At 69.5% G+C, this 21,787-nt stretch carries 23 protein-coding genes; 10 read left to right on the top strand and 13 right to left on the bottom strand.

From position 1 onward, the window contains the following. The first annotated feature begins 5 nt into the window (after positions 1-5). Positions 6-332 carry a hypothetical protein gene (locus tag JCR33_RS11255; protein WP_198882143.1) on the top strand — a complete coding sequence of 109 codons (327 nt, stop codon included), beginning with the start codon at positions 6-8 and terminating at the stop codon, positions 330-332. Between the two features lie 125 nt (positions 333-457). Here the strand turns inward: JCR33_RS11255 and JCR33_RS11250 are convergent, their stop codons facing one another. The 7 genes from JCR33_RS11250 to JCR33_RS11220 form a co-directional block, all read right to left on the bottom strand. Continuing rightward, positions 458-1,273: a GntR family transcriptional regulator gene (locus JCR33_RS11250; RefSeq protein ID WP_198882142.1), complete on the bottom strand. Its 816-nt coding sequence runs from the start codon at positions 1,271-1,273 to the stop codon at positions 458-460. 98 nt (positions 1,274-1,371) lie between these two features. Further along, entirely contained in the window at positions 1,372-2,073 is a 702-nt protein-coding gene (locus tag JCR33_RS11245; RefSeq protein WP_198882141.1) for an orotate phosphoribosyltransferase, read from the bottom strand. 25 nt (positions 2,074-2,098) lie between these two features. Further along, entirely contained in the window at positions 2,099-3,124 is a 1,026-nt protein-coding gene (pyrC, locus tag JCR33_RS11240; protein WP_198882140.1) for a dihydroorotase, read from the bottom strand. Then, on the bottom strand, positions 3,121-4,020 hold the full coding sequence (locus JCR33_RS11235; protein WP_198882139.1) for a dihydroorotate dehydrogenase: 900 nt from the start codon (positions 4,018-4,020) through the stop codon (positions 3,121-3,123). The genes pyrC and JCR33_RS11235 overlap by 4 nt, the downstream gene beginning before the upstream one ends. Beyond that, positions 4,017-4,787, bottom strand: a complete 771-nt coding sequence (locus JCR33_RS11230; protein WP_198882138.1) for an iron-sulfur cluster-binding protein — start codon at positions 4,785-4,787, stop codon at positions 4,017-4,019. The genes JCR33_RS11235 and JCR33_RS11230 overlap by 4 nt, the downstream gene beginning before the upstream one ends. 64 nt (positions 4,788-4,851) lie before the next feature. Next, positions 4,852-5,880: a histone deacetylase family protein gene (locus tag JCR33_RS11225; RefSeq protein ID WP_198882137.1), complete on the bottom strand. Its 1,029-nt coding sequence runs from the start codon at positions 5,878-5,880 to the stop codon at positions 4,852-4,854. Between the two features lie 206 nt (positions 5,881-6,086). Beyond that, the gene (locus tag JCR33_RS11220; protein ID WP_198882136.1) at positions 6,087-6,542 is read right to left on the bottom strand and encodes an NUDIX hydrolase; all 456 of its coding nucleotides are present in this window, start codon (positions 6,540-6,542) and stop codon (positions 6,087-6,089) included. A gap of 215 nt (positions 6,543-6,757) precedes the next feature. Between JCR33_RS11220 and JCR33_RS11215 the strand changes: the two genes are divergently transcribed. Continuing rightward, complete coding sequence (locus JCR33_RS11215; RefSeq protein WP_198882135.1) at positions 6,758-8,302, top strand: ABC transporter substrate-binding protein; 1,545 nt, start codon at positions 6,758-6,760, stop codon at positions 8,300-8,302. A 140-nt stretch (positions 8,303-8,442) separates the two neighbouring features. Here the strand turns inward: JCR33_RS11215 and JCR33_RS11210 are convergent, their stop codons facing one another. Then, entirely contained in the window at positions 8,443-9,540 is a 1,098-nt protein-coding gene (locus JCR33_RS11210; protein ID WP_198882134.1) for an aromatic ring-hydroxylating oxygenase subunit alpha, read from the bottom strand. A 206-nt stretch (positions 9,541-9,746) separates the two neighbouring features. Here JCR33_RS11210 and JCR33_RS11205 point away from each other — a divergent pair, with 206 nt between their 5' ends. The 4 genes from JCR33_RS11205 (at position 9,747) to JCR33_RS11190 (ending at position 13,747) form a co-directional block, all read left to right on the top strand. Beyond that, entirely contained in the window at positions 9,747-11,249 is a 1,503-nt protein-coding gene (locus tag JCR33_RS11205) for an alkaline phosphatase (protein ID WP_198882133.1), read from the top strand. 76 nt (positions 11,250-11,325) lie between these two features. After that, a complete protein-coding gene (locus JCR33_RS11200; RefSeq protein WP_198882132.1) occupies positions 11,326-11,754 on the top strand; it encodes a hypothetical protein in 429 nt (142 codons plus the stop codon). Between the two features lie 11 nt (positions 11,755-11,765). Further along, on the top strand, positions 11,766-12,434 hold the full coding sequence (locus JCR33_RS11195) for an ABC transporter ATP-binding protein (protein WP_198882131.1): 669 nt from the start codon (positions 11,766-11,768) through the stop codon (positions 12,432-12,434). After that, entirely contained in the window at positions 12,431-13,747 is a 1,317-nt protein-coding gene (locus tag JCR33_RS11190; protein WP_198882130.1) for an ABC transporter permease family protein, read from the top strand. Before JCR33_RS11195 ends, JCR33_RS11190 begins: the two co-directional genes overlap by 4 nt. A 20-nt stretch (positions 13,748-13,767) precedes the next feature. Here the strand turns inward: JCR33_RS11190 and JCR33_RS11185 are convergent, their stop codons facing one another. The 3 genes from JCR33_RS11185 to irrA all read right to left on the bottom strand — a co-directional run bounded on the left by JCR33_RS11185 (position 13,768) and on the right by irrA (position 16,955). After that, positions 13,768-16,158 carry a calcium-binding protein gene (locus JCR33_RS11185; RefSeq protein ID WP_198882129.1) on the bottom strand — a complete coding sequence of 797 codons (2,391 nt, stop codon included), beginning with the start codon at positions 16,156-16,158 and terminating at the stop codon, positions 13,768-13,770. Between the two features lie 128 nt (positions 16,159-16,286). Next, positions 16,287-16,514: a hypothetical protein gene (locus JCR33_RS11180; protein ID WP_198882128.1), complete on the bottom strand. Its 228-nt coding sequence runs from the start codon at positions 16,512-16,514 to the stop codon at positions 16,287-16,289. 60 nt (positions 16,515-16,574) lie between these two features. Beyond that, complete coding sequence (irrA, locus tag JCR33_RS11175) at positions 16,575-16,955, bottom strand: iron response transcriptional regulator IrrA (protein ID WP_198882225.1); 381 nt, start codon at positions 16,953-16,955, stop codon at positions 16,575-16,577. A gap of 321 nt (positions 16,956-17,276) precedes the next feature. On the opposite strand from irrA, the gene fabA reads away from it, so the two are divergent. From fabA to JCR33_RS11155, 4 genes are read left to right on the top strand one after another with little or no spacing between them, the layout of a single operon-like run. Next, positions 17,277-17,810, top strand: a complete 534-nt coding sequence (gene fabA / locus JCR33_RS11170; RefSeq protein WP_198882127.1) for a 3-hydroxyacyl-[acyl-carrier-protein] dehydratase FabA — start codon at positions 17,277-17,279, stop codon at positions 17,808-17,810. 28 nt (positions 17,811-17,838) lie between these two features. Next, on the top strand, positions 17,839-19,059 hold the full coding sequence (fabB, locus tag JCR33_RS11165; protein ID WP_198882126.1) for a beta-ketoacyl-ACP synthase I: 1,221 nt from the start codon (positions 17,839-17,841) through the stop codon (positions 19,057-19,059). A gap of 4 nt (positions 19,060-19,063) precedes the next feature. Next, positions 19,064-19,936, top strand: coding sequence for an enoyl-ACP reductase FabI (gene fabI, locus JCR33_RS11160; RefSeq protein WP_198882125.1), 873 nt, complete (start codon positions 19,064-19,066; stop codon positions 19,934-19,936). Next, positions 19,933-20,610, top strand: coding sequence for a phosphoribosylanthranilate isomerase (locus JCR33_RS11155; RefSeq protein ID WP_198882124.1), 678 nt, complete (start codon positions 19,933-19,935; stop codon positions 20,608-20,610). The genes fabI and JCR33_RS11155 overlap by 4 nt, the downstream gene beginning before the upstream one ends. 96 nt (positions 20,611-20,706) lie before the next feature. Here the strand turns inward: JCR33_RS11155 and JCR33_RS11150 are convergent, their stop codons facing one another. After that, positions 20,707-20,892 (bottom strand): hypothetical protein, encoded by a 186-nt coding sequence (locus JCR33_RS11150; protein ID WP_198882123.1) that lies wholly within the window; start codon positions 20,890-20,892, stop codon positions 20,707-20,709. 100 nt (positions 20,893-20,992) lie between these two features. Continuing rightward, on the bottom strand, positions 20,993-21,751 hold the full coding sequence (locus JCR33_RS11145; RefSeq protein WP_198882122.1) for a hypothetical protein: 759 nt from the start codon (positions 21,749-21,751) through the stop codon (positions 20,993-20,995). Between the last annotated feature and the right edge of the window lie 36 nt (positions 21,752-21,787).

Raw genomic sequence — 21,787 nt, 5'->3', positions numbered from 1 at the left:
GACCAATGACCATGAAGACTCGTATGATCGCCTTCGGTACCGCGATCGCCATCGGCCTCGGCGCTCTCGCGGTCGGTGGCGCCGCGCAGGCCGCCCCGCTCGCCACGGCCAATCTGTCCCAGTCGGGCACCGTGGACTCCGGGATCCAACAGGTGGGGCACAAGAAGCATCACGGCCACCGCCATCACGGCCATCGCCACGGCCACCGCTTCCACGGTCACCGCCACGGCTGGTACCGCCCGCATCACCGCCGCTGCTACGTCAAGCGCGTCCGGCTCTGGGATCCCTACTTCGGCAGCTACGTGTTTCAGCCCCGCCGCTTCTGCCGCTGATCCGTGCCGACGAGCAGGCCCATGCAACACAACGAAACGGCGTCGCCTCCGGGCGGCGTCGCCCCCTACCGCCGCGGCGGCCGGGCATCATCCCCCGAGACGGGGAGCGCGCGCCGCCGGTGCGATCAGCGCTTCTTCGCGGCGACCCGCTGACGGCGCACCGTGCGCGGTCGCGCCCGCACCGTCGGGCTCCAGTGGCGGGCCGACTTCGACCCCGTGCGCACCAAATCCATCTGCAGCGTATAGCGATCCGGCCGGTAGAGGGCGTGGAGATACTCCATCCCCTGCTCCTGCGGCCCGTAGACCACGCGGGTGAGCGACACCAGCGGCGCCCCCACGTCGACGTCGAGCGCCTCGGCGACGTCCGGTCCCGCGAGCACGGCGCTGATTTCCTGCCGCGCCTCCTCCGAGCGCAACCCGGTCCGCTCCATCAGCTCCAACAGCGGCATCTGAGCGAGATCGGCTTCCGAATAGACCCGGCCGATCCGCTCCGGCACGTAGGCGGTCAGGTAGGAGAAGGCGACGCCGTCGACGAGGCGCACGCGCGTCGAGCGCTGCACCTGCTCGTCCACCGCGAGGTGGAGCGCGTCGCGCACCACCTCCGGCGGGCGCATATATTCGAAGGACAACAGCCGCACGTCGGTCGACCGGCCCATCTCGATGAGATGGCCGAACACGTTGGCGACGTCCGCGATGACGGCGTGCACCTTGGGCTTCTCGCCCTTGACGAAGGTGCCGGAGCCGGCGCGGCGCTCCACCATCCCCTCCTCCGCCAAGCGGGCGAGAGCACGGCGGATGGTGACGCGCGAGACGTTGAAGTCGACCGCGAGGCTCGGCTCGCCCGGAAGGCGGGACCCCGCCGGCAGATCGCCCGTGGCAATCTGATCGCGCAGCAGGAGATACACCTTCTGGGTCTTCAAAGGATCGGTTGCTAGCCTCACCGTCGCCCCACCAAGGCCCCGAGTACGTTCTGAAGCTGTATGAGGTCCGTTACAGATTGCGTCAACAATCTTCTGGCCGGAGGCGACCGGCCGGCGCCTCAGCCGGCCGGCTCGAGCCTGTCGATGCCGCCGCGCGCTCCGCTCCAGGCGAGCGGGGCGGCGAGGAAGGCGTTGACCTCGGCGATGAGGTCCGGATCGAAGGTCTTGTCATCCGCCGCCACCTTCAGAACGTCCGACCAGCGCGCCAGCGCATGGATCTTCAGCCCGTGCGCGGCCATCCGCTCGTGGCTGTCGGGGAAGATGTCGTGGTGGAAGACGACGAAGCAGTGCGACACCTCCGCCCCGGCGTCGCGCAGCGCCTTCAGGAAGCGGATCTTGGAGCCCCCGTCGGTGGCGAGATCCTCCACCAGCAGCGTCCGCTGGCCTTCGGTGAAGTGGCCCTCGATCTGGGCGTTCCGGCCGAACCCCTTGGGCGCCTTGCGGATATATTGCATCGGCAGACCCATGATGTCGGCCATCCAGGCGGCGAAGGGGATGCCCGCCGTCTCGCCGCCCGCCACCGCGTCGAAGCGCTCGAGCCCCACCTCGCGCACCATGGTGCCGACGCCGAGCTGCATCAGCATCGAGCGCAGCCGCGGAAAGCCGATCAGCTTGCGGCAGTCGACATAGACCGGCGACTTGAGGCCCGAGGTGTAGGTGAACGGCTCGTCGGGGCGCAGATGCACTGCCTGCACCTCGATCAGCGCCCGCGCCGCGACGCGTGCGACGTCCTCGCGGCTCGCGATCGGGACGGTCAGCATGTGGGGCTCCTCTTCGCGTGCGGCATCAGGCGACCCGCCAGGTGAGGGCGAAGCCGGGATCGAACATCGCGATGGGTCCGTCGGGCGTCGCGATCGGGGGAAGCTGATAGGGGTCGGTTCGCACCAGGCTCACCGTGCCCTCGTTGGCGCCGAGCCCATAGTAGGCGGCGCCCTTTTCGGCGACGAAGCCCTCCAGCTTGTCGAGCACTCCGGCGCGCTCGAACACCTCGGCGAGGATCGGCAGCGAGACCGGCGCCGTGAAGCAGCCCGCCGCGCCGCAGGGGCCGAGCTTCTTCGGATCGGTATGGGGCGCGGAGTCGGAGCCGAAGAAGACGCGCGGATGATCGGACGTCGCGGCCGCCACCAGCGCCTCGCGATCCTCGGCCCGCTTCACCACCGGCAGGCAGTAGTTGTGCGGCCGGATGCCCCCGGCGAGGAGGTCGTTGCGGTCGATCACCAGGTGGTGGGCGGTGATGGTGCCGGCGAGATTCTCGCCGCCCGCCATCACGTAGTCGATGCCGGTGCGCGAGCTGACGTGCTCGAGCACCACCTTCAGCTCCGGCACCCGGCGGCGCAGCGGATCAAGCACCCGCTCCAAAAACACCGCCTCGCGGTCGAAGATGTCCACCGCGTGGTCCGTCACCTCGCCGTGGATGAGGAGGAGAAGGCCGCGCTCGGCCATCCGCTCCAGCACCGGCGTCAGTGCCTCGATGTCGTTGACGCCGGAGGCGGAGTTGGTGGTGGCGTGGGCGGGGTAGAGCTTCGCCGCGGTGCAGACATTGGCGGCGGCGTCGATCTCCTCCGGGCTCGTGTCGTCGCAGAGATAAAGCGTCATCAAAGGCTCGAAGCGCGCCCCTTCGGGCAGCGCCTCCTCGATCCGCGCCCGATAGTCGGCCACCATCGCCGCCGTCGTCAGCGGAGGCACGAGGTTGGGCATGACGATGGCGCGGGCAAAGTCCGTCGACGCGCCGGCGACGGCCTCGAGGATCGCCCCGTCGCGCAGGTGGAGATGGAAGTCGTCGGGGCGGCGAAGGGTGATCTGGTCGCTCAAGAGGCTCTCCGGATGAGGTCGCGGACGCCGACGCCGTGGGTCAGGCAATAGTCGGCGAGGGCGTCGATAAGATGGATCATGGTGGAAGGGCGCGAAAGGGTCGCCGTCCCCACGGCGACGGCGGAGGCGCCCGCTGCGAAATAGTCGAGCACGTCCTTGAGGCTCGCGACGCCGCCGCAGCCGATGATCGGCACGTCGAGGGCGGAGGCGATCTCGTCGACGATGCGCAGATTGACGGGCTTCACCGGGGCGCCGGAGAGGCCGCCGGTGCGGTTCGCGAGGCGCGGCCGCCCCTCCGCGTCGAGGGCGAGGGCGAGCATGGTGTTCGACACGATGAGCGCGTCGCCCCCGGCCGCCACCGCGGCCTTCGCCACCTCCACCGGTGCCCCCGCATTGGGCGAGAGCTTGCACCAGAGCGGCAGCCCGGTCGCGGCGCGACAGGCGGCGACCGCCCGGTGCGTCTCGTCGGGATCGAGGGCGAAGGCGCGCCCGCCCGCCTCGAGGTTGGGGCAGGAGAGGTTGAGCTCGATCGCGCCGAGCCCTTCGCCGGACAGGCGCGCGACGAGGGCGGCGAAGGCATCGACCCGGTCGGCCGACGCCGAGACCACGATCGGCGCGCCCTGGTCGCGATAGCGCGGCAGCACGTCGGCGATGAAGGCGTCGGTGCCCACCGAGGGAATACCGATGGCGTTGACGAGGCCGCCCGCCTCCTCGGTGAGGCGGGGCGCCGGGTGGCCGGGCCGCGGTTCCGGCATCACCGTCTTCGGCACCAGCGCGCCGAGGCGGCCGAGCGGAAAGATCCGCCCGTGCGCGTAGGAGAAGGTGCCGGACGCCGGCACCACCGGGGCCTTCAGCCTGAGGCCGCCGATATCGACGGAGAGGTCGACGGCGCTCACGCGAACACCGGCGCGTCGAGCGGCGCGACGGGCCCCTCGCACACGTTGATCACCTCGCCCGAGCGCAGCCGGCGGATGCAGACGAGGCAGGCGCCGATGCCGCACGCCATCGGCGCCTGGAGCGCCGCGTGGCCGGGGATCGAACGCGCCTCGGCGTAGGCTTGCAGCCGAGCCATCACCGTGTCCGAGGCGCCGGCCGCGATCATCGCGGGGCCGATCTCGTCGAGCGCGGCTTCGAGCCCGTCGAGCGGCGTCGCGATCAGATCGTTGCATACCCCGGCGAACAGCGAGAGGACGAAGCTGTCCTGCTCGGCCGCGCCCACCGCCCCGGCCGGCGCGTCGTCGGGCCGCGTCACGAACACCGCGTTGAGCCGCTGGCCGGCGATGTCGCGCTCCTCCGCCAGCGCCAGAAGCGTGCCGAAATGGGAGGTGTCGGTGACGATCAAGACATCGTCGGCAAGGTCGGGAAAGGGGTGGCCGAGCGGGCCGACCACGTGCACCGTCTCACCCGCAGCGACCTCGGCGAGCACCCGTGTCCCGGCGCCCACGATGCCGAAACCGAAGCGCAGCTCCGGCTCCACCGACAGGATGGAGAGCGGCCGGCCGAGAAGCGGCGCGCCGGGCCGGTTGGCGCTCGCGAGCAGAAACTGACCGGGCCGCGCGCCGGCGAACTGCGGCGGGCTCTCGAGCGTCATCATCACGACGCCGGCCTCCTCCTCCGCGCCGAGGACCTTAAGATCGCCATCGAAGATCGGCGCCTCGCTCATCGGCCGTCCCTTCCCTTGCCCGCCGCTCCCTCGCCGGCCGCCGGGACCATGCCCGCTCCGGCGCTCATCTCTGCGCCCCGAGAAAGCCGCCCAGGAAGCCCGCGATGTTGTCGGTGAGGGCCGGGCCGAGATAGCCGCCCTCCTGGATGATCGCGACCGGCAGCCCCGCCGCCGCGATCAGCGCGCCGGCCCTGCGGATCCCGTCGGTGGTGATCGTCATGCCGCCGAGCGGGTCGCTCTCGTGGACGTCGAGCCCGAGCGACAGGACCAGAACGTCGGCGCCGAAGCTCTTCACCGTGTCGAGGCCGACCGCGATCGCCTCGTGCCAGGCGGCATCGTCGGCCCCGAGCTTGAGCGGCAGGTTGCGGTTCGTCCCCTCGCCGGCGCCGATCCCGGTCTCGTGGGCGTGCCCCACGAACCAGGGGTAGAAGTGGTTGGGGTCGGTGTGCACCGACACCATCATCACGTCCGGCCGGTCGTAGAAGATCGCCTGGGTGCCGTTGCCGTGGTGGACGTCGATGTCGAGCACCGCGGGGCGCGCGCCGCCCTTCGCCAGCCGCTCGGCGGCGATGGCGGCGTTGTTGAGGAAGCAGTGCCCGCCGGCCACCTCGCGGCTCGTGTGGTGGCCCGGGGGTCGCGCCAGCGCGTAGGCGGCACCCGCGCCACCGGCGACGGCGTCGGCCGCGGCGACAGCGCAGTCGGCCGCGCGAACGGCGGCGGCGAAGGTGAACTCGCCCACCGGGCAGGCGAGGTCGCCCATGTGCCACCCGGCCCGGCCCACGACGCCGGCCGGGTAGGACGCCTCGCCCCGCCGTGGCTGAACGTTGGCGACCACTTCCGGCGAGGCGCCCGGCAGTGCCTGCCACGCCGCCCAGGCGGTCTCCAGAAAGTCGAGATAGCGGGGCGAATGGACCGCCGCGAGCGGCGCGCGGCCCGCCGACGGCGGCGCCTCGGGGGTGAGGCCGGCAGCCGCGACCCCGGCGAGCAGCCGCTCCGCCCGCTCGGCGCGCTCCTCGTTGGCGACGGGGCGGCCGCGCAGCAGGAAGAACTCGGGCGCGTGGCGTTCGGTTTCGGCGGCATAGAAGACGCGCATCGAGGCTCCTTCGCGATCGGCGGACGCGGCGGGCGAAGATCGGCGCGCGCCGCGCCTCACCCACTTTCGCATGCCACCCGGCCGGCGCCATGTCACCCCTTAGTCTCAATCCCCAGACAAAGCGCAGCCATACGCCGGGCGCATAGGACCGCCCGCCGGTGGCATAGGGCCGCTCGCCGGGCGCATGGGACCGCCCGCCGGGGGACCTAGCACGGCGTCTCCGGCAACACCGCCTCGAGGCCCTCGGGATAGAGCGCGATGCCGGCGGCGGCGAGCTCGGCCGGCGCGAACCAGGCGGCGCGGAAGGGCGTCCCGTCGTCCTCGCGCAAGTGCATCTCGGGCCGTCGGTAAAGACCCCGGTCGAGGAGATCCACCGGCGCGGCGAATACCACCTCGTGCCCCGCCGTCCCCTCGTGCTCGTAGATGTTGTCGAACACCAGCCACTCGCCGGCGATCGCGATCTCGCAGCCGACCTCCTCGCGAAACTCGCGCCGCAGCGCCGCCTCGCGCGTCTCGCCGAACATCACCGAGCCGCCGAGCGGACGCACTCCCTTCACGCGGCCGTCGTCGGCCGTCACCTCGGCCGCGAGCAGCCGGCCCGCATGGATCACGAGCCCGATCACCTTCACGCGGATCCCGCCTGCCGGCCGCCAAACGCTCATGCTTCCTTCTCCCGAACGTGATCGTGGTGCGCCAGTTTGACACGCGCCACATGATCGTCAGACTGCGCTTGCCGACGTCTGGAGAGGCCCTTGACCGCACCATCGCGACGCCCAACCGAACGCGACGATGTGCACGGCGCGAGGCTCGCGCCGCATGCCCCTCCGGCCGGCGATCCCGCCAACGACGACCCCCTTACCCAACAGGAGCTTACGCGATGAAACGCATCCTGCTTGCCGCCGCGCTCGGCCTTGCCGTGGCCGGCCCGGCGGCCGCGCAAACCTCGGGCGGCCGCCTCAACGTGGTGATCCAGCCGGAGCCGCCGGGCCTGATGCTCGGCCTCATCCAGAACGGGCCGACCCAGATGGTCGCCGGCAACATCTACGAAAGCCTCCTGAAATACGACACGGAGCTGAAGCCGCTCCCCTCCCTCGCCGAATCCTGGGAGATCTCCGACGACGAGCTCACCTACACCTTCCACCTCAAGGAAGGCGTGACCTGGCACGACGGCGAGCCCTTCACCGCCGACGACGTGATCTTCTCGGTCGACAAGTTCCTGCGGGAGACCCACCCCCGCCTGCGCGTCTCGCTCGCCTACGTGGACACCATCGAGGCGCCGGACGACCACACCGTGGTGTTCACGCTGAAGGAGCCGTTCGGCCCGTTCATCGGCATCTTCGAGGTGGGCACCATGCCGATGCTGCCGAAGCACATCTACGACGGCACCGACTACGCCAACAACCCCGCCAACGCGACGCCCATCGGCACCGGCCCGTTCAAGTTCGACGAGTGGGTGAAGGGCTCCTACATCCACCTCGTCAAGAACGAGGACTATCACGTCGAGGGCGCGCCTCATTTCGACGAGGTCTACTGGCAGGTGATCCCCGACGCCGCGTCCCGCTCGGTCGCCTTCGAGACCGGCGAGGTGGACGTGCTGCCCGGCGGCTCGGTGGAGAATTTCGACATTCCCCGCCTCACCGCGATGGACGGCGTCTGCTCCACCGGCAAGGGCTGGGAGTACTTCGCGCCGCACGCCTGGATGTGGCTCAACAACCGCGAGGGGCCGACGGCGGACAAGCGCTTCCGTCAGGCGATCATGTACGCGATGGACCGCGAGTTCATGCGCGACGTGATCTGGAACGGCTTCGGCACGGTGGCGAAGGGGCCGGTGTCCTCCAAGACCAACTTCTTCAACGAGAACCTCAAGGACTACCCCCACGATCCGGACAAGGCCAAGGAGCTGCTCGACGAGATGGGCTACGACGGCACTCCGGTGCGTATCCTGCCGCTCCCCTACGGCGAGACCTGGCAGCGCTGGGCCGAGGCGGTGAAGCAGAATCTCGAAGAGGTCGGCATCGCGGTGACGCTCGATTCCACCGACGTCGCCGGCTGGAACCAGAAGATCTCCGAGTGGGACTACGACATCGCCTTCACCTACCTCTACCAGTACGGCGATCCGGCGCTCGGCGTGACGCGTAACTACATCTCCTCCAACATCGCCAAGGGCAGCCCCTGGAACAACGTCGAGGGGTACGACAACCCGCGCGTCGACGAGCTCGCCGCGGAGGCGGCCGTCGCCGTCGGCGCCGACACGCGCCAGAAGCTCTACGACGAGATGCAGGACATTCTGGTCGAAGACGTCCCCGTCGCCTGGCTGCTGGAGCTCGAGTTCCCCACCATCTACCGCTGCACGGTGAAGGACCTCGTGACGACCGCCATCGGCGTCAACGACGGCATCGGTAACGCCTACATGGAGAAGTGACGGCGGAAGGGGCCGCCCCCGCGGCGGCCTCTTTGGCGGGCGACGAGCGATGCCCCCGTCGCCTCAAGCGTGTCCCCTCGAGCCGAAGCGCCCGAGGGGACAGACATATTCGCGTTCGACGAGAGAGAGCACGATACGCCTCAGTCGGCGGCGCAAAGGCCGTCGATATATTGGCGGAACTCGGCGAGATAGACCTCCATCCAGTCGTGCAGATAGCCGCGCTCGGACGAGCCGAACGCCGCTCCCTCCTGCACGCGGCCGACCATCTCCTTGTCCTCGGCCGTCGCCACCACGATGGTCTGGCGGATCGCCTCCACGTAGGCCTCCGGATCCTCCATCCCCGCCATCGCATGGGGCGAGAAGGAGAGGCCCCAGCGCGCGTTGGTGCGCCCCGGCGCCATCGGCTCCAGCGCGATCCACCACATGAAGTTCGGGTCCACCGCCGCGAGCCCGTTGGGATAGAGGGCGATGACGTGGAACTGGCGCCGCTGATCGGCGGTCAGCGCCGCGTTGTGGATCGGCGGGTAGTCCTCCGGCCGATAGGAGTTGTGGTGCAGCGAGAAGAAGTCGTGCCCCGTCGGCCCCTTCTCGGCGAGCTTCGTCGGGTTGGTCGGCCCGATCGACCCCTTGTGCGAGTAGGTCACGTGGTAGCTCTCGATGAAGTTCTCGAAGAGCGCCTTCCAGTTGCCCTCCCAGATCTCCTCGTCGACGACGATGCGGTCCTCGTAGTCCTCGATCCGGTGGTTGGCGAGGAGCGCGGCAAGCTCGCCGAGCCGTGCCCCCGGCGCCGGCAGGTCGAACCGGCGCGACACGAAGACGAAGCCGAGCGCCACCTCGCAGGCGAGCTCCTCGAGCCCCATCTCGCGCGTCTTGAGAGCGCAGAAGCCCTCCCGGTCGGCCACCCCCATCAGCTCGCCGGCCATCGTGTAGGTCCAGGCGTGGTAGGGGCAGACGATCCGCTTCTTGTTGCCCGACCCGTCGAGCAGCTTGGCGTAGCGGTGGAGGCAATAGTTGGCGAAGGCGCGGATCGAGCCGTCCTCCTGGCGGATCACCACGATGGGACGACGGCCGAGCTTGGCGGTGACGTAGTCGCCCGGATTGGGCAGCGCGCCGGCCCGCGTCACCATCACCCAGTCCCGGTCGAACACATGGGTCTGCTCGCGTTCCAGAAGCGCGGGGTCGGTGTAGCTCTCCTGCGGCTCGGCGCGCAGGGCGTGGGTGGTCTGACGGTCGAGCATCGCAAACGCTCCCGAAGCTGGAATCCTTTTAAAGAATAGGTCTACCTCCGGTCGATCGGCACCGGAATCTGCGGTCACCGCCGCACAGATTTCCAGCGATCTGCCCATCCTCGTGGCAATTCCGGCCGATCCGCCCGCTGTGATCGAACTGTCATGCACCTCTCGTATGGGCTGGCGCCAAGCTCAATCCTCTTCGGGAGTTCTTCATGCAACGGATGGTTCTCGCCACCACCGCGATGGCGCTGACGCTCGCCGCCGCCTCCGCCCAGGACACACTGCCCCAAGCCGGCAGCCAGTGGTACACCGATGGCGAGGCGACTCTAGCGGCGATGTTGTCGCATCAGCCCATCGTCGGGCGCGCCAAGAACGTCATCCTGTTCGTCGCCGACGGCAACGGGATCGCCACCAACTACGCCACCCGCCTCTATGCCGGGCAGCTCGATGGCAAGCTCGGCGAAGAGCACGTCCTGCCCTACGAAGCCTTCCCCAACCTCGCGCTGGTGAAGACCTACAACGTCAACGCCCAGACGCCCGACTCCGCGCCGACCGCCGGCGCCATGAACACCGGCGTGAAGCAGGTCTTCAACACCATCAACCTCGCTCCCGAAGGCGCCATCCACGACGACTGCGCCTCCGAGGCCGCCAATCGCCTCAAGACCTTCGCCGAGATCGTCAGCGAAGCCGGCAAGGCGGTCGGCATCGTCTCCACCGCCCGCATCACCCATGCGACCCCCGCGGCCGTCTACGCCAAGACCGCCAACCGCAACTGGGAAGGCGACGTGCCGGAGGGCTGCACCGATTCCAAGGACATCGCCACCCAGCTCATCGACCAGATGAACGCCGGCGTGATCGATCTCGCCTTCGGCGGTGGCCGCCGCTACTTCCTGCCCGCCGACGTGACCGACGGCGAGGGCAAGAAGGGCCGCCGCAAGGACGGCCAGAACTACGTCGACGCCATGACGAAGGCCGGCGGCCAGTACGCCTGGAACACCGAGACCTTCAAGGCGCTCAACCTCGACGGCTCGACCCCGGTGCTCGGCCTCTTCGAAGACAGCCACATGAAGTACGAGGCCGATCGCGATCCGGCCGAGGAGCCCTCGCTCGAGGACATGACGCGCGCGGCGATCAGCTACCTCGCCAACAACGAGGGCGGCTTCTACCTCGAGATCGAGGCCGGCCGCGTCGATCACGCCAACCACGACGGCAACGCCTATCGCACCGTGACCGACGGCGTGGAGTTCGCCGAGGCCGTCGCCGCCGGCGACGAGCTGACCGCCGACGAGGACACCCTCATCATCGTCACCGCCGACCACGAGCACGCCATCGCGCTCAACGGCTACTGCGGCCGCGGCAGCCCGATCCTCGGCCTCTGCTACGACGTCGCCAAGGGCCAGCTGAAGCACTCCGACGAGCTGGTGCTCGCCGCCGACGGCAAGCCCTACACCGTGATCGGCTACCTCAACGGCCCGGGCGCCGTGCTCAAGCAGCAGGAGGACGGCACCTACTCGGGCGAGCGTGCCGAGCTGACCCAGGAGGAGGTGACGGATCCGGAATATCTCCAGGAAGCCCTGATCCCGATGTCCTCCGAATCGCACTCCGGCGAGGACGTCGCCCTCTACGCCAAGGGCCCGATGGCGCACCTCTTCGACGGCACCGTCGAGCAGAACTACATCTTCCACGTGATGAACCACGCGGTGAGCGCGGATTGATCAGACCGGCGCGGCTTGCCGCGCCACCCCGGGCGGCCCCGGCCGCCCGGCCCGTCCAGTCCAAGTGAGGGTTTCGATGGATCGCAGGCAATTCACCTTCGGTGCGCTGGCGATGCCGGCTCTGTCGCTCGCTGGCCCCGCCGCGGCCGCCGACACCGTGCGCATGCGCGACCTCTACAACAAGGACCTCAGCTTCTCCGACTACGCCGAGGCCCACGCCGGGGAGCGGATCGCCGTCGCTGGCTTCATGGCGCCGCCGCTCAAGGCCGAAGCCACCTTCTTCGTGCTCACCAAGCGCCCCCTCGCCGTCTGCCCCTTCTGCGAGAGCGAGGCCGAGTGGCCCGACGACATTCTCGCCATCTACACCAAGCGGGCGATCGTCGTGGTGCCCTTCAACGTGCGCATCGTCACCCGCGGCATGCTGGAGCTCGGGACCTTCCGCGATCCGGAGACCGGCTTCCTGAGCCGCGTTCGCCTCGCCGACGCCAGCTACGATCGCGCCTGAGCCACACGCCCATGGGTCTTGCCCTGACCATCACCGATCTCGTCGTCGAGGCGAGCGGCGGCCGTCACCTTCTGTCGGTGCCGCAGCTCGACGTGCCCGCCGGCTGCCATCTCGGCATCTCCGGTCCGTCGGGGGCGGGCAAGTCCACCTTCCTGCACGCCCTCGCAGGCCTTGCCCGCCGCACCTCGGGCCACGTCCTGTGGGACGGCTGCGACATCCTCGCGCTGCGCCAGGGCGCCCGAGCGCGCTTCCGGCGCGACCACATGGGCTTCGTCTTCCAGGACCCGCTCCTCTTTGAGGAGATCTCCGCCCTCGCCAATGCCGGCGTCGCCGCCGCCTTCGCTCCCCGCAGGCGCCGCGCCGCGGTGACCCTCGCGGCGGGCGAGGCGCTTACCACCCTCGGCGTTCCGACGCGCCCGGCCCGGCCCGCGGCCACCCACTCCGGCGGCGAGCGCCAGCGCATCGCGCTCGCCCGCGCGCTCGCCACCGACCCGCCGATCCTGCTTGCCGACGAGCCCACCGCGAGCCTCGACCGCGCCACCGCCGACACCCTCGCCGACGCGCTCCTCGGCGCCGCCCGTGCGGCGGGCCGCACGCTCGTGGTGGTGAGCCACGACCCCGCGCTGATCGCCCGGATGGACCGCGTCCTGACCCTCCGGAACGGCGAGATCACCGAATGAACTCGCTCGACCTCTGGGATCGTCTCCCCGCCCTCGCCCAGGACGGGCTCACCTTCCTCGCCCTGCTCTTGCCCGCCCTCCTCGTCGGCGTCGCGGTGATGGCGGGCCACCGGCCGCTCGCCCTCGTCGGCGCCATGCTGCGCCGCTTCCCGTTCACCAACGCCCTCTTCGTCCTGCTGATCGCGGCGTCGGTGGGGCTCGGCGTCGGCCTCATCGCGCAGGAGCGCGGCCTTCGCATCGGCACCGCCCGCGCGGCGGAGAAGTTCGACCTCGTGCTCGCCGCCCCCGGCAGCGAAATCACCATGCTCCTCGCCGCCGTCTACCTCCAACCCTCGGACGTCCCCCTCCTCGGCGGCGACGTCTACGCCGAGGTGACGGAGAACCCGCACGTCTCGATCGCCGCCCCCATCGCCTTCGGCGACAGCTACGACGGGGCTCCGGTGATCGGCACCACCCCGGACTTCGCCGGCCACCTCGCCGGTCCGCTCGCCGCAGGGCGCATGTTCGCCACCGAGCGAGAGGCGGTCGCCGGCGCCCGTGTGCCGCTCGCGATCGGCGACGAGTTCACCCCCGCCCACGGCGTCGGCGCGAGCGCCGACGAGGAGGCTCACGAGCACGCCCACTTCACCGTCGTCGGGCGCATGCCGATGACGGGCAGCCCATGGGATCGCGCCATCCTCGTGCCGGTGGAGGCGGTGTGGGAGGTCCACGGCCTCGCCGACGGTCACGCCGACGGCTGGTCGGGCGAGGTGGGCCCGCCCTTCGACATGGCGCGCTTTCCCGGCACCCCGGCCATCCTGGTGCGCGCCGACGAGCTCTGGGCCAACTATGCGCTGCGCTCGGAGTTCAACCGTGCCGACGTGATGGCCTTCTTCCCCGGCGCCGTGCTCGCGGGCCTGCACAACATCCTCGGCGACGTGCGCCAGGCGATGAGCCTCCTCGCGGTGGCGACCCAGGTGCTCGTCACCGCCGGCGTGCTCGCCGGGCTGCTGGTGCTCGCCCGCCTCACCGCCCAGCGTCTCGCTCTCTTGCGCGCGCTCGGCGCGCCGGCCCGCTTCGCCTTCGCGGTGGTGTGGGGCTATGCGGCGAGCCTCATCGTCGCCGGCGCGATCCTCGGCGTCGGCGTCGGCTACGGGGCCACCATCGCCCTCTCCGCGATCATCACCGAGCGCACCGACATCCTCGTGACCGCGCGCCTCGACTGGCCAGAGCTGCATCTGGTGGCGGGCTTCGTCAGCCTCACCCTGCTCCTCGCGCTGCTGCCGGCCGGGGCCACCCTCTCCCGCGACATCGTGCGGGACCTGCGGGCCTGAGCCGGCCCGATCCGGTCGCCTCAGATCAGGATGAAATCGTCCGCCGTCAGCGATCCCGTCGCGACACCCACGAGCGTCGCCACCACGTCGCCCTCGAAGAGGATGCGGCTCCCCTGGAAGGACAGGTCCTGGAAGCGCATCCCGTCGGTGAGGCCCATGAGGTCCTCCCCGTCCACGAAATCGCGCACCGTGACGACGGCCCCCTCGTCGATCACGAACACGTCGTCGCCGTCGTCGCCGGTCGCGACATTGCGGCCCGCCTCGCCGAACAGCGTGTCGTCGCCGTCGCCGCCGATCAGCGTGTCGTTGCCGGCCGCGCCATAGAGGAGGTCGTCGCCGCTGTCGCCGATGACGGCGTCGTCGCCCGCGCCGGCCTCCACCGTGTCGCCGCCGTTGCCGCCACGCACCGTGTCGTCGCCGGCGCCGCCGCGCACGAGATCCGCCGCGCCGCCGCCGTCCACATAGTCGTCACCCGCCCCGCCATCGAGCGTGTCGGACTGGGTGCCGCCGCCGACGACGTCGTCGCCGCCGCTGCCGGAGATGGTGTCCTCGCCCGGACCGCCGGTGAGCGTGTCGTCGCCCGCGCCGCCGTCGATCCGGTCGTTGTCCGCCGCGCCGCGCACCAGATCGGCGTCACTGCCGCCGATCACCACGTCGTCGCCGTCGCCGCCGAAGATCACGTCGAGGCCCGAGCCGCCGTCGAGCGTATCGTTGCCGTCACCGCCGGCGAGGGTGTCGGCGCCGTCGCCGCCCACGAGGCGATCCTCGCCGACGTCGCCGGTGACCCGGTCGTCGCCCGCCTCGCCGAGCAAGGTGTCGCTGCCCTCGCCGCCCGTCAGCGTGTCGCCACCGTCCCCGCCGCTCAGCGTGTCGGCGCCGGCGCCGCCGTCGACGACATCCGCGCCGTCGCCACCGAAGAGCTCGTCGTTGCCGTTGCCGCCGGTGATGCTGTCGTTGCCCGCTTCGCCGCGGATCACGTCGTCGCCGCCGGCGCCGGCGAGCGTGTCGGCGCCGCCGCCGCCCCACAGACGGTTGCCCGAGCCCGTCGCCGCGACGTTGTCGGCGCCCGCTCCCGTCACCACCGACTGGCTGCCCACATCGGTGCCGGTCATCACCACGCGGCCGGCTACGCCCGCCTCGAGGAACAGCGCCTCCCCGTTCTCCGCCGTGTTCGAGGCGAAGCTCGAGCCCTCTACGAGGGTGTTGCCGCCGGCGCTGCGATAGATGGCGCTGCCGTCCCCCTCGGCGACGTTGCTGCTCAGCGAGGTGCGCGTCAGCGTGAGGTTCGTCGGCCGCGTGATCTGCAGCGCGCCGCCGTCCCCGTCCGCGACGTTGCCGGAGATGCTGGTGTCGGTGATCACGATGGTGGTGACGCCGGTGCCGCCGGCGACGGTGCGGATCGCCGCTCCCTCTGTGGCCGCGTTGTCGGCGATCTCGGTGTCGGTGACGCGAAGCGTGCCGCCCGACACGGTGATCGCTCCGCCGAGGGTGCCCGTCACCGTCACGTCGCCAAGGGTGGCGTCGGTGTTCTTGAAGTCGAGCGCGGCGGCGCCGTCGAGGCTCGTGTCGTTGTCGTCGAACAGCGTCGTCGTCACCGTCGCGGTGGCCGAGCGCGTGGCGATGGCGGAGCCGCCCCCGCGCCCGTCCACGGTCGTCGCCGCGTTCCCGGAAAAGCTGGAGCTCGACACCTCGAGCGTGCCCACCGACCAGATGGCGCCGCCGAAGCCCTCGGCGGTGTTGTCGGCGAACGCGCTGTCGCTCACCGTCACCGTCGTGTCGGCCTCCGCGGCGGAGATCGCACCGCCATAGGCGAGCCCGGTCGAGGTCGCGAGATTGTCGGAGAAGGAGGACTGGGTGACCGTCAACTCCCCCGCCGACGCCCCGAGCGCGATGGCCCCGCCCGAGCCCGCCGTGTTGCCGGTGAAGGAGGAAGCCTCGATGGTGAGCGCGCTGCCGTTGGAGTAGACGGCCCCGCCCGTCACCGCGGTGTTGCCGTCGAACACCGTGTCGGTGAGCGTGAGGGCGCCCGACACGTGGTAGATCGCCCCGCCCGCCCCGTCGCCGGTGCCGCCGGAGAAGGCGATCGTGGCGAAGGACGCCTCGTCCGTGTTGACGACGAACATCGGCGCCGCGTCGACGCCGTCGGCCACCGTCACGGTGATGTAGTCCGTCCCGTCGGCGGCGGCGCTCGCATCGATGACGACGTCGTCGAGAATGCGGATCGGCTCGAGCCGGTCCGTTCCCGAGCTCGTCACCGACAGCGCGATGGTGCCGCCGGCGAGCGAGGGATCGAACACGATGGTATCGACACCGGGCGAGGCGTTCGCGAGGGCCACCGCCTCGCGCAACGTGGTGCCGGGGCTCTCGCCCACGCGCTCGTCACCCAGGCTGTCGACGATGAATGTGGCCATCGCGTCCCCCATCGCGGCGCCGGCCGCCCGCCCGAGCCCCACGGCGTCGAGCTTCGAGACATCAGTCGTAGAGCCTGCGGCGGCCCCTTGGAAGCGCCCGTCGGCGAGGGCTCACACCCTTCGACGCCTCAGAGAATGGCGAAATCCGCCGTGGTGAGGTCGGGCGTGTCGACACCGTTGAGCCGGGCGACCATGTCGCCGTCGAGAAGGATCTTCTCACCGCGGAACTCGAGATCGTCGATCCGGACGCCGTCAGTGAGGCCGATGAGATCCTCGCCAAGCGTGAAGTCGCGCGGGACGAAGGCTTCGGCCGCAAAGTAATTTTCGAAAACGGAGCGAAAAAAAAAGCGCCGCACGACCCCGTACGGCGCTCTCGTCTCGTTTCGTGCGGATCGGCCGTCCGGACGGCCCCGGCGTTATTTCGGGCGGATGCGCACCACCACGTCGACCCGGGAGATCTCCATGCCGTCCGGCGCCTCGGGGATGCGGTTCAGCGCCAGCGAGTGGCCCGGAATGTCGGTCACCATGCCGTTGCTCTCGTCGAAGAAATGATGGTGATCGTCGGTGTTGGTGTCGAAATAGGTCTTGGTGCCGTCCACCGCGATCTCGCGCAGCAGACCCGCTTCGGTGAACTGGTGCAGCGTATTGTACACAGTCGCCAGCGACACAGGGACGCGCGCGGTGACCGCCTCCTCGTGCAGCCCTTCGGCCGACACGTGGCGGTGACCACGCCCAAACAGGATATTGCCCAAGGCCACACGCTGGCGCGTGGGCCGGAGGCCTGCCATTTTCAGCATATCCCGCACGTGAATGCCTACAGGCTGCACGTCCTTCGCGCCGTCTGTCGTCTCACGCGAGAAAAAGACCGCCATGACCTATCCTGTTTCCAACCTCTGCGCGCGGCCCTGATGCCGCATACATTCATGGATATAACGACTCTACGAGTCCAGATCAACGCATCTCGTGTCCGAGCTTGCGTGAGGTGCTTGCCATGGGGCCACCTTCGGCCCTAACAGCGGGGGGAATCATTTCAGCAAATCGGGTCGCCCCCGTTTGCGCCGCCCCGCCCACGAACCAACATGGGGGGCGAGGCCCCAACGAGCAGACAGACGTAACCGATGGCAATCACGAACATCACGAAGCGGTCGCAGTTCGAGTACGAGGATTTGCTGGCCTGCGGGCGCGGCGAACTGTTCGGCCCCGGCAACGCCCAGCTGCCGCTGCCGCCGATGCTGATGTTTGACCGCATCAGCCACATCTCGGAGGACGGCGGGGCGCACGGCAAGGGGCAGATCCGCGCGGAGCTCGAAGTGCGCGAGGACCTCTGGTTCTTCGCCTGCCACTTCAAGGGCGATCCGGTGATGCCCGGCTGCCTCGGCCTCGACGCCATGTGGCAGCTGCTCGGCTTCTTCCTCGGCTGGCTCGGCGGGGAGGGCCGCGGCCGGGCGCTCGCCGTCGGCGCGGTGAAGTTCTCCGGCCAGGTGCTGCCCAAGGTGAAGCTCGTCGAGTACGGTCTCGACCTGAAGCGCGTCATGCGCTCCAAGCTCACCCTCGGCATCGCCGACGGCTGGTTGAAGGCCGACGGCGAAGCCATCTACAAAGCCGAAGATCTTCGGGTCGGCCTTTTCAAGGACGCGGCGCAGCCCTCTTGAGCGCGCGCCAGTCGGGATTGGAGTATACATGAGACGGGTGGTTGTCACCGGAATGGGCATCGTCTCGCCGCTCGGCGGGTCGACGCAAGAGGTGACCGCATCGCTGCAGGAAGGGCGCTCGGGCATCGTCCGGGCCGAATCCTATGCCGAACACGGCTTCCGCTGCCAGGTGCACGGTGCCCCGACGCTCGACGCGTCGGAGAGCGTCGACCGGCGCGCCATGCGCTTCCACGGCGGTGGCACCGCCTGGAACCACGTCGCGATGGACCAGGCCATCCGCGATGCGGGCCTCGAGCCGGACGAGATCTCCAACGAGCGCACCGGCCTCATCATGGGCTCGGGCGGCCCGTCGACGCGCACCATCGTGGAGGCGGCCGACATCGCCCGCACCAAGGGGCCCAAGCGCATCGGCCCCTTCGCCGTTCCGAAGGCGATGAGCTCCACCGCCTCGGCCACGCTCTCCACCCATTTCAAGATCAAGGGCGCGAGCTACTCGATCTCCGCCGCCTGCTCCACCACCAACATCTGCATCGGCCACGCCGCCGAGCAGATCATGCTGGGCAAGCAGGACATCATCTTCGCCGGCGGCTGCGAGGAGCTCGACTGGACGCTGTCCGTCCTGTTCGACGCGATGGGCGCGATGTCGACCCATTATAACGACACCCCCGCCGCCGCCTCCCGTCCGTTCGACAAGAACCGCGACGGCTTCGTCATCGCCGGCGGCGCCGGCGTCCTGGTGCTCGAGGAGCTGGAGCACGCCAAGGCCCGCGGCGCCAACATCATCGGCGAGATCGTGGGCTACGCGGCGACGTCGGACGGCGTCGACATGGTCGCCCCCTCCGGCGAGGGCGCGGTGCGCTGCATGCGCGCCGCCCTCGCCCAGGCGGGCAATCGGACGATCGACTACATCAACCCGCACGCCACCTCCACGCCCATCGGGGATCTCAAGGAGATCGAGGCGATCCGTGCGGTTTTCGGCAGCGACATCCCGCCGATTTCGGGCACCAAATCGCTCTCGGGCCATGCCCAGGGCGCGGCGGGCGTGCACGAGGCGATCTACTCTCTCCTGATGATGCGCAACGGCTTCATCTCCGCCTCGGCGCACATCGAGGAGCTCGATCCGGCGTTCGACGATGTGCCCATCGTCCGCGAGCGGCAGGATGACGTGGCGCTCGAAACGATCCTGTCCAACGGGTTCGGTTTCGGCGGCACCAACGCCTGCCTGGTTCTGGCACGTTACGATGGGTGAGGCGATGGTGAAGGCAAGCGGCCTGATGGCCGGCAAGCGTGGCGTCGTGATGGGCGTCGCCAACAACCACTCGATCGCCTGGGGCATCGCCCGGCAGCTGCGCGCCGAGGGCGCCGAGCTCGGTCTCACCTATCAGAACGACCAGTTCGGCCGCCGCGTCCGCCCGCTGGCCGATCAGGTCGAGGCGGCGTTCCTGGAGCGCTGCGACGTGGAGGATCTGGCGACCGTCGACACCCTGTTCGACACCGCCGCCAAGACCTGGGGGTCGATCGACTTCTTCGTCCACGCCGTCGCGTTTTCCGACAAGAACGAGCTCAAGGGCCGCTACGCCGACACCACGCGGGAGAACTTTTCCCGCACCATGGTGATCTCCTGCTTCTCCTTCACCGAGGCGGCGAGCCGCGCCGCGCCGCTGATGACGAACGGCGGCGCCATGCTCACCCTCACCTACAGCGGCTCGGTGAAGGTGATGCCCAACTACAACGTGATGGGCGTCGCCAAGGCGGCTCTGGAATCCTCCGTGCGCTATCTCGCCGCCGACTTCGGCACCAACGGCGTGCGCGTCAACGCCATCTCGGCGGGCCCGGTGCGCACCCTCGCGGGCGCCGGCGTCACCGACGCACGGCTGATGTTCAACTATCAGCGCAAGCATTCGCCGCTGCAGCGCACCGTCGACATCGAGGAGATCGGCCGCTCCGCCGCCTACCTCCTGTCCGACTATTCGTCGGGCGTCACCGGCGAGATCCACTACGTGGATTCCGGCTACAACATCATGTCGATGCCCAAGCTCGACGAGCTCCGCGCCGAAGAGCGTCGCGAGATCATCGAGGAGAAGGTCGGCGAGGTGAAGCCCGACATCCTCGCCGAAGGCTCGTGAGCCTCGCACCCGCGCCCCGCGGCTGGCCGGCCCGGCCGACGGACGCGGGGCCGCTCGTGAAGATCTGCGGCCTGACGCGGCCCGACCTCGCCCGCGCCGCCGTCGCCGCGGGCGCCGACCTCGTCGGCATCGTCCACTTCCCGCCGAGCCCGCGCCACCTCGATCTCGACGCCGCGGCCGCCGTCGCCGACGCCGTGCGCGGCACGGCGACCGTCGTCGCGCTGGTGGTCGACGCCGACGACGCCACCCTCGACGCGCTCGTCGCCCGGGCCCGCCCCGACGCCCTCCAGCTCCACGGCAAGGAGACGCCTGAGCGCGTGGCGCACCTCGCCGCCCGCCACGGACTGCCGGTGGCGAAGGCGCTCGGCGTCGCGACCGCCGCCGACCTCGCGGCCGCGGCGCGCTACGACGCCCTCCTGGTGCTCGACGCCAAGCCGCCGAAGGACGCCGATCGCCCGGGCGGCCACGGCCAGCGGTTCGACTGGCGCGTGCTCGACGCCCTCGACCCGGCCCGCCCCTTCATGCTGTCGGGCGGCCTCGACCCGGAAAGCGTCGCCGAGGCGGTCGCCACGGTCCGCCCCTACGCCGTCGACGTCTCCTCCGGCGTCGAGACGAACCGCATCAAGGACATCGCCAAGATGTCGGCCTTCGTCGCCGCCGTCCGTGCGGCTTGAGGCGAATCGAACTCTATCCAATTGAATATTCATCAGTTTCCCCGCTCAAATAGTGTCATTTGAGCGGGGAATGCCCTCACCACGGTCGGCGCAGACTCAGGCGTACTTGATGATGGCGTTGTGGAAACGCCGCGCCTCGATCACCAGGCGCTGCGGCAGCTGCTGCGTCTTCACCTTGCGGCAGTTCGCGTTGTAGGCACCGTCCGCCGGGTTGTAGTCGCAGACGATCCAGACATCGGGATCGGAGGTCGGAAAATAGTAGACTTTCGGCGTATGCGTCATGATATTTCCTTTCAATACAGCTTGTTAAACTCATACATTTCCTACGCTGTGACGGCTCACGCCGGTGTCTTGTTCACCCAAGCGTCGCCGTTGGCGCCGCCTATCGACCGTCGAGGTTGCGGGAGACCGCCATGCCGATCTGAGCGGCTTGGAACGCGCCCGCCGCTTGGGGAGTGAGGCTGTCGTCCGGCCCGGCCGGCCCGATGGTCAGGAGGATTTCGTGGACGCTCCCGCGCTCGGCGGAGGCGATCGGCCCCGCGGCGTTGAGCGTGATCGTGTTGATCACCACCTTCGGCGACACACTGGCGCTGGTATCGATCTTGAATTTGATGTTGTGCGTCAGCGCCGACTTCTTGAGCGCCGTCTTGTCGGACGTCGGCACGCCGATGGTTCGTGTCCCGGCCACGATGATCTGAGCAAACAGCCACTCCTTGAGCTTCAGGTCACTTTCGATCAGCAGCGATCCCTTGCTCAAAGGGGCGATGACAGCCTCCTCACATCGCCCCTCTTGCTCGACTGTTTCAATGAGTTCGTAGAAGTTGATCGAGTTGGTGCGGTTCGCTTCGGCCGACATGTTCGCGCCGCCCCCGAGCGTGAACGGACCGGCGTTCGGAAAGATGCCGACAGCGGACGCACCGACGGACGACTTCTCCCGCACGGTCATCGTCAGATTGCCGAGAATACCCCACTTCCTGAGGTATCCGGCAATCTCAGCGCTGTGATTCAACTGAGCCTGTCGTCGATCTTGCTCGAACACAAAGGCGACAGAGTCGCGAATATCACAGTCGATCTTCTGCAGGATGCCGAGAACCAGTGCTTCGGTGTCAGCGGGTCCGCCGGTGACCGTATAGCTCGGCACTCGAAACCCGCATCCCGCAACGACCCCAAGCAAGAG

Origin of the sequence: Acuticoccus mangrovi, from assembly GCF_016411865.1 — a bacterium.
Classification (GTDB): Bacteria; Pseudomonadota; Alphaproteobacteria; order Rhizobiales; family Amorphaceae; genus Acuticoccus; species Acuticoccus mangrovi.
This window is presented reverse-complemented; position numbering and strand designations above follow the sequence as displayed.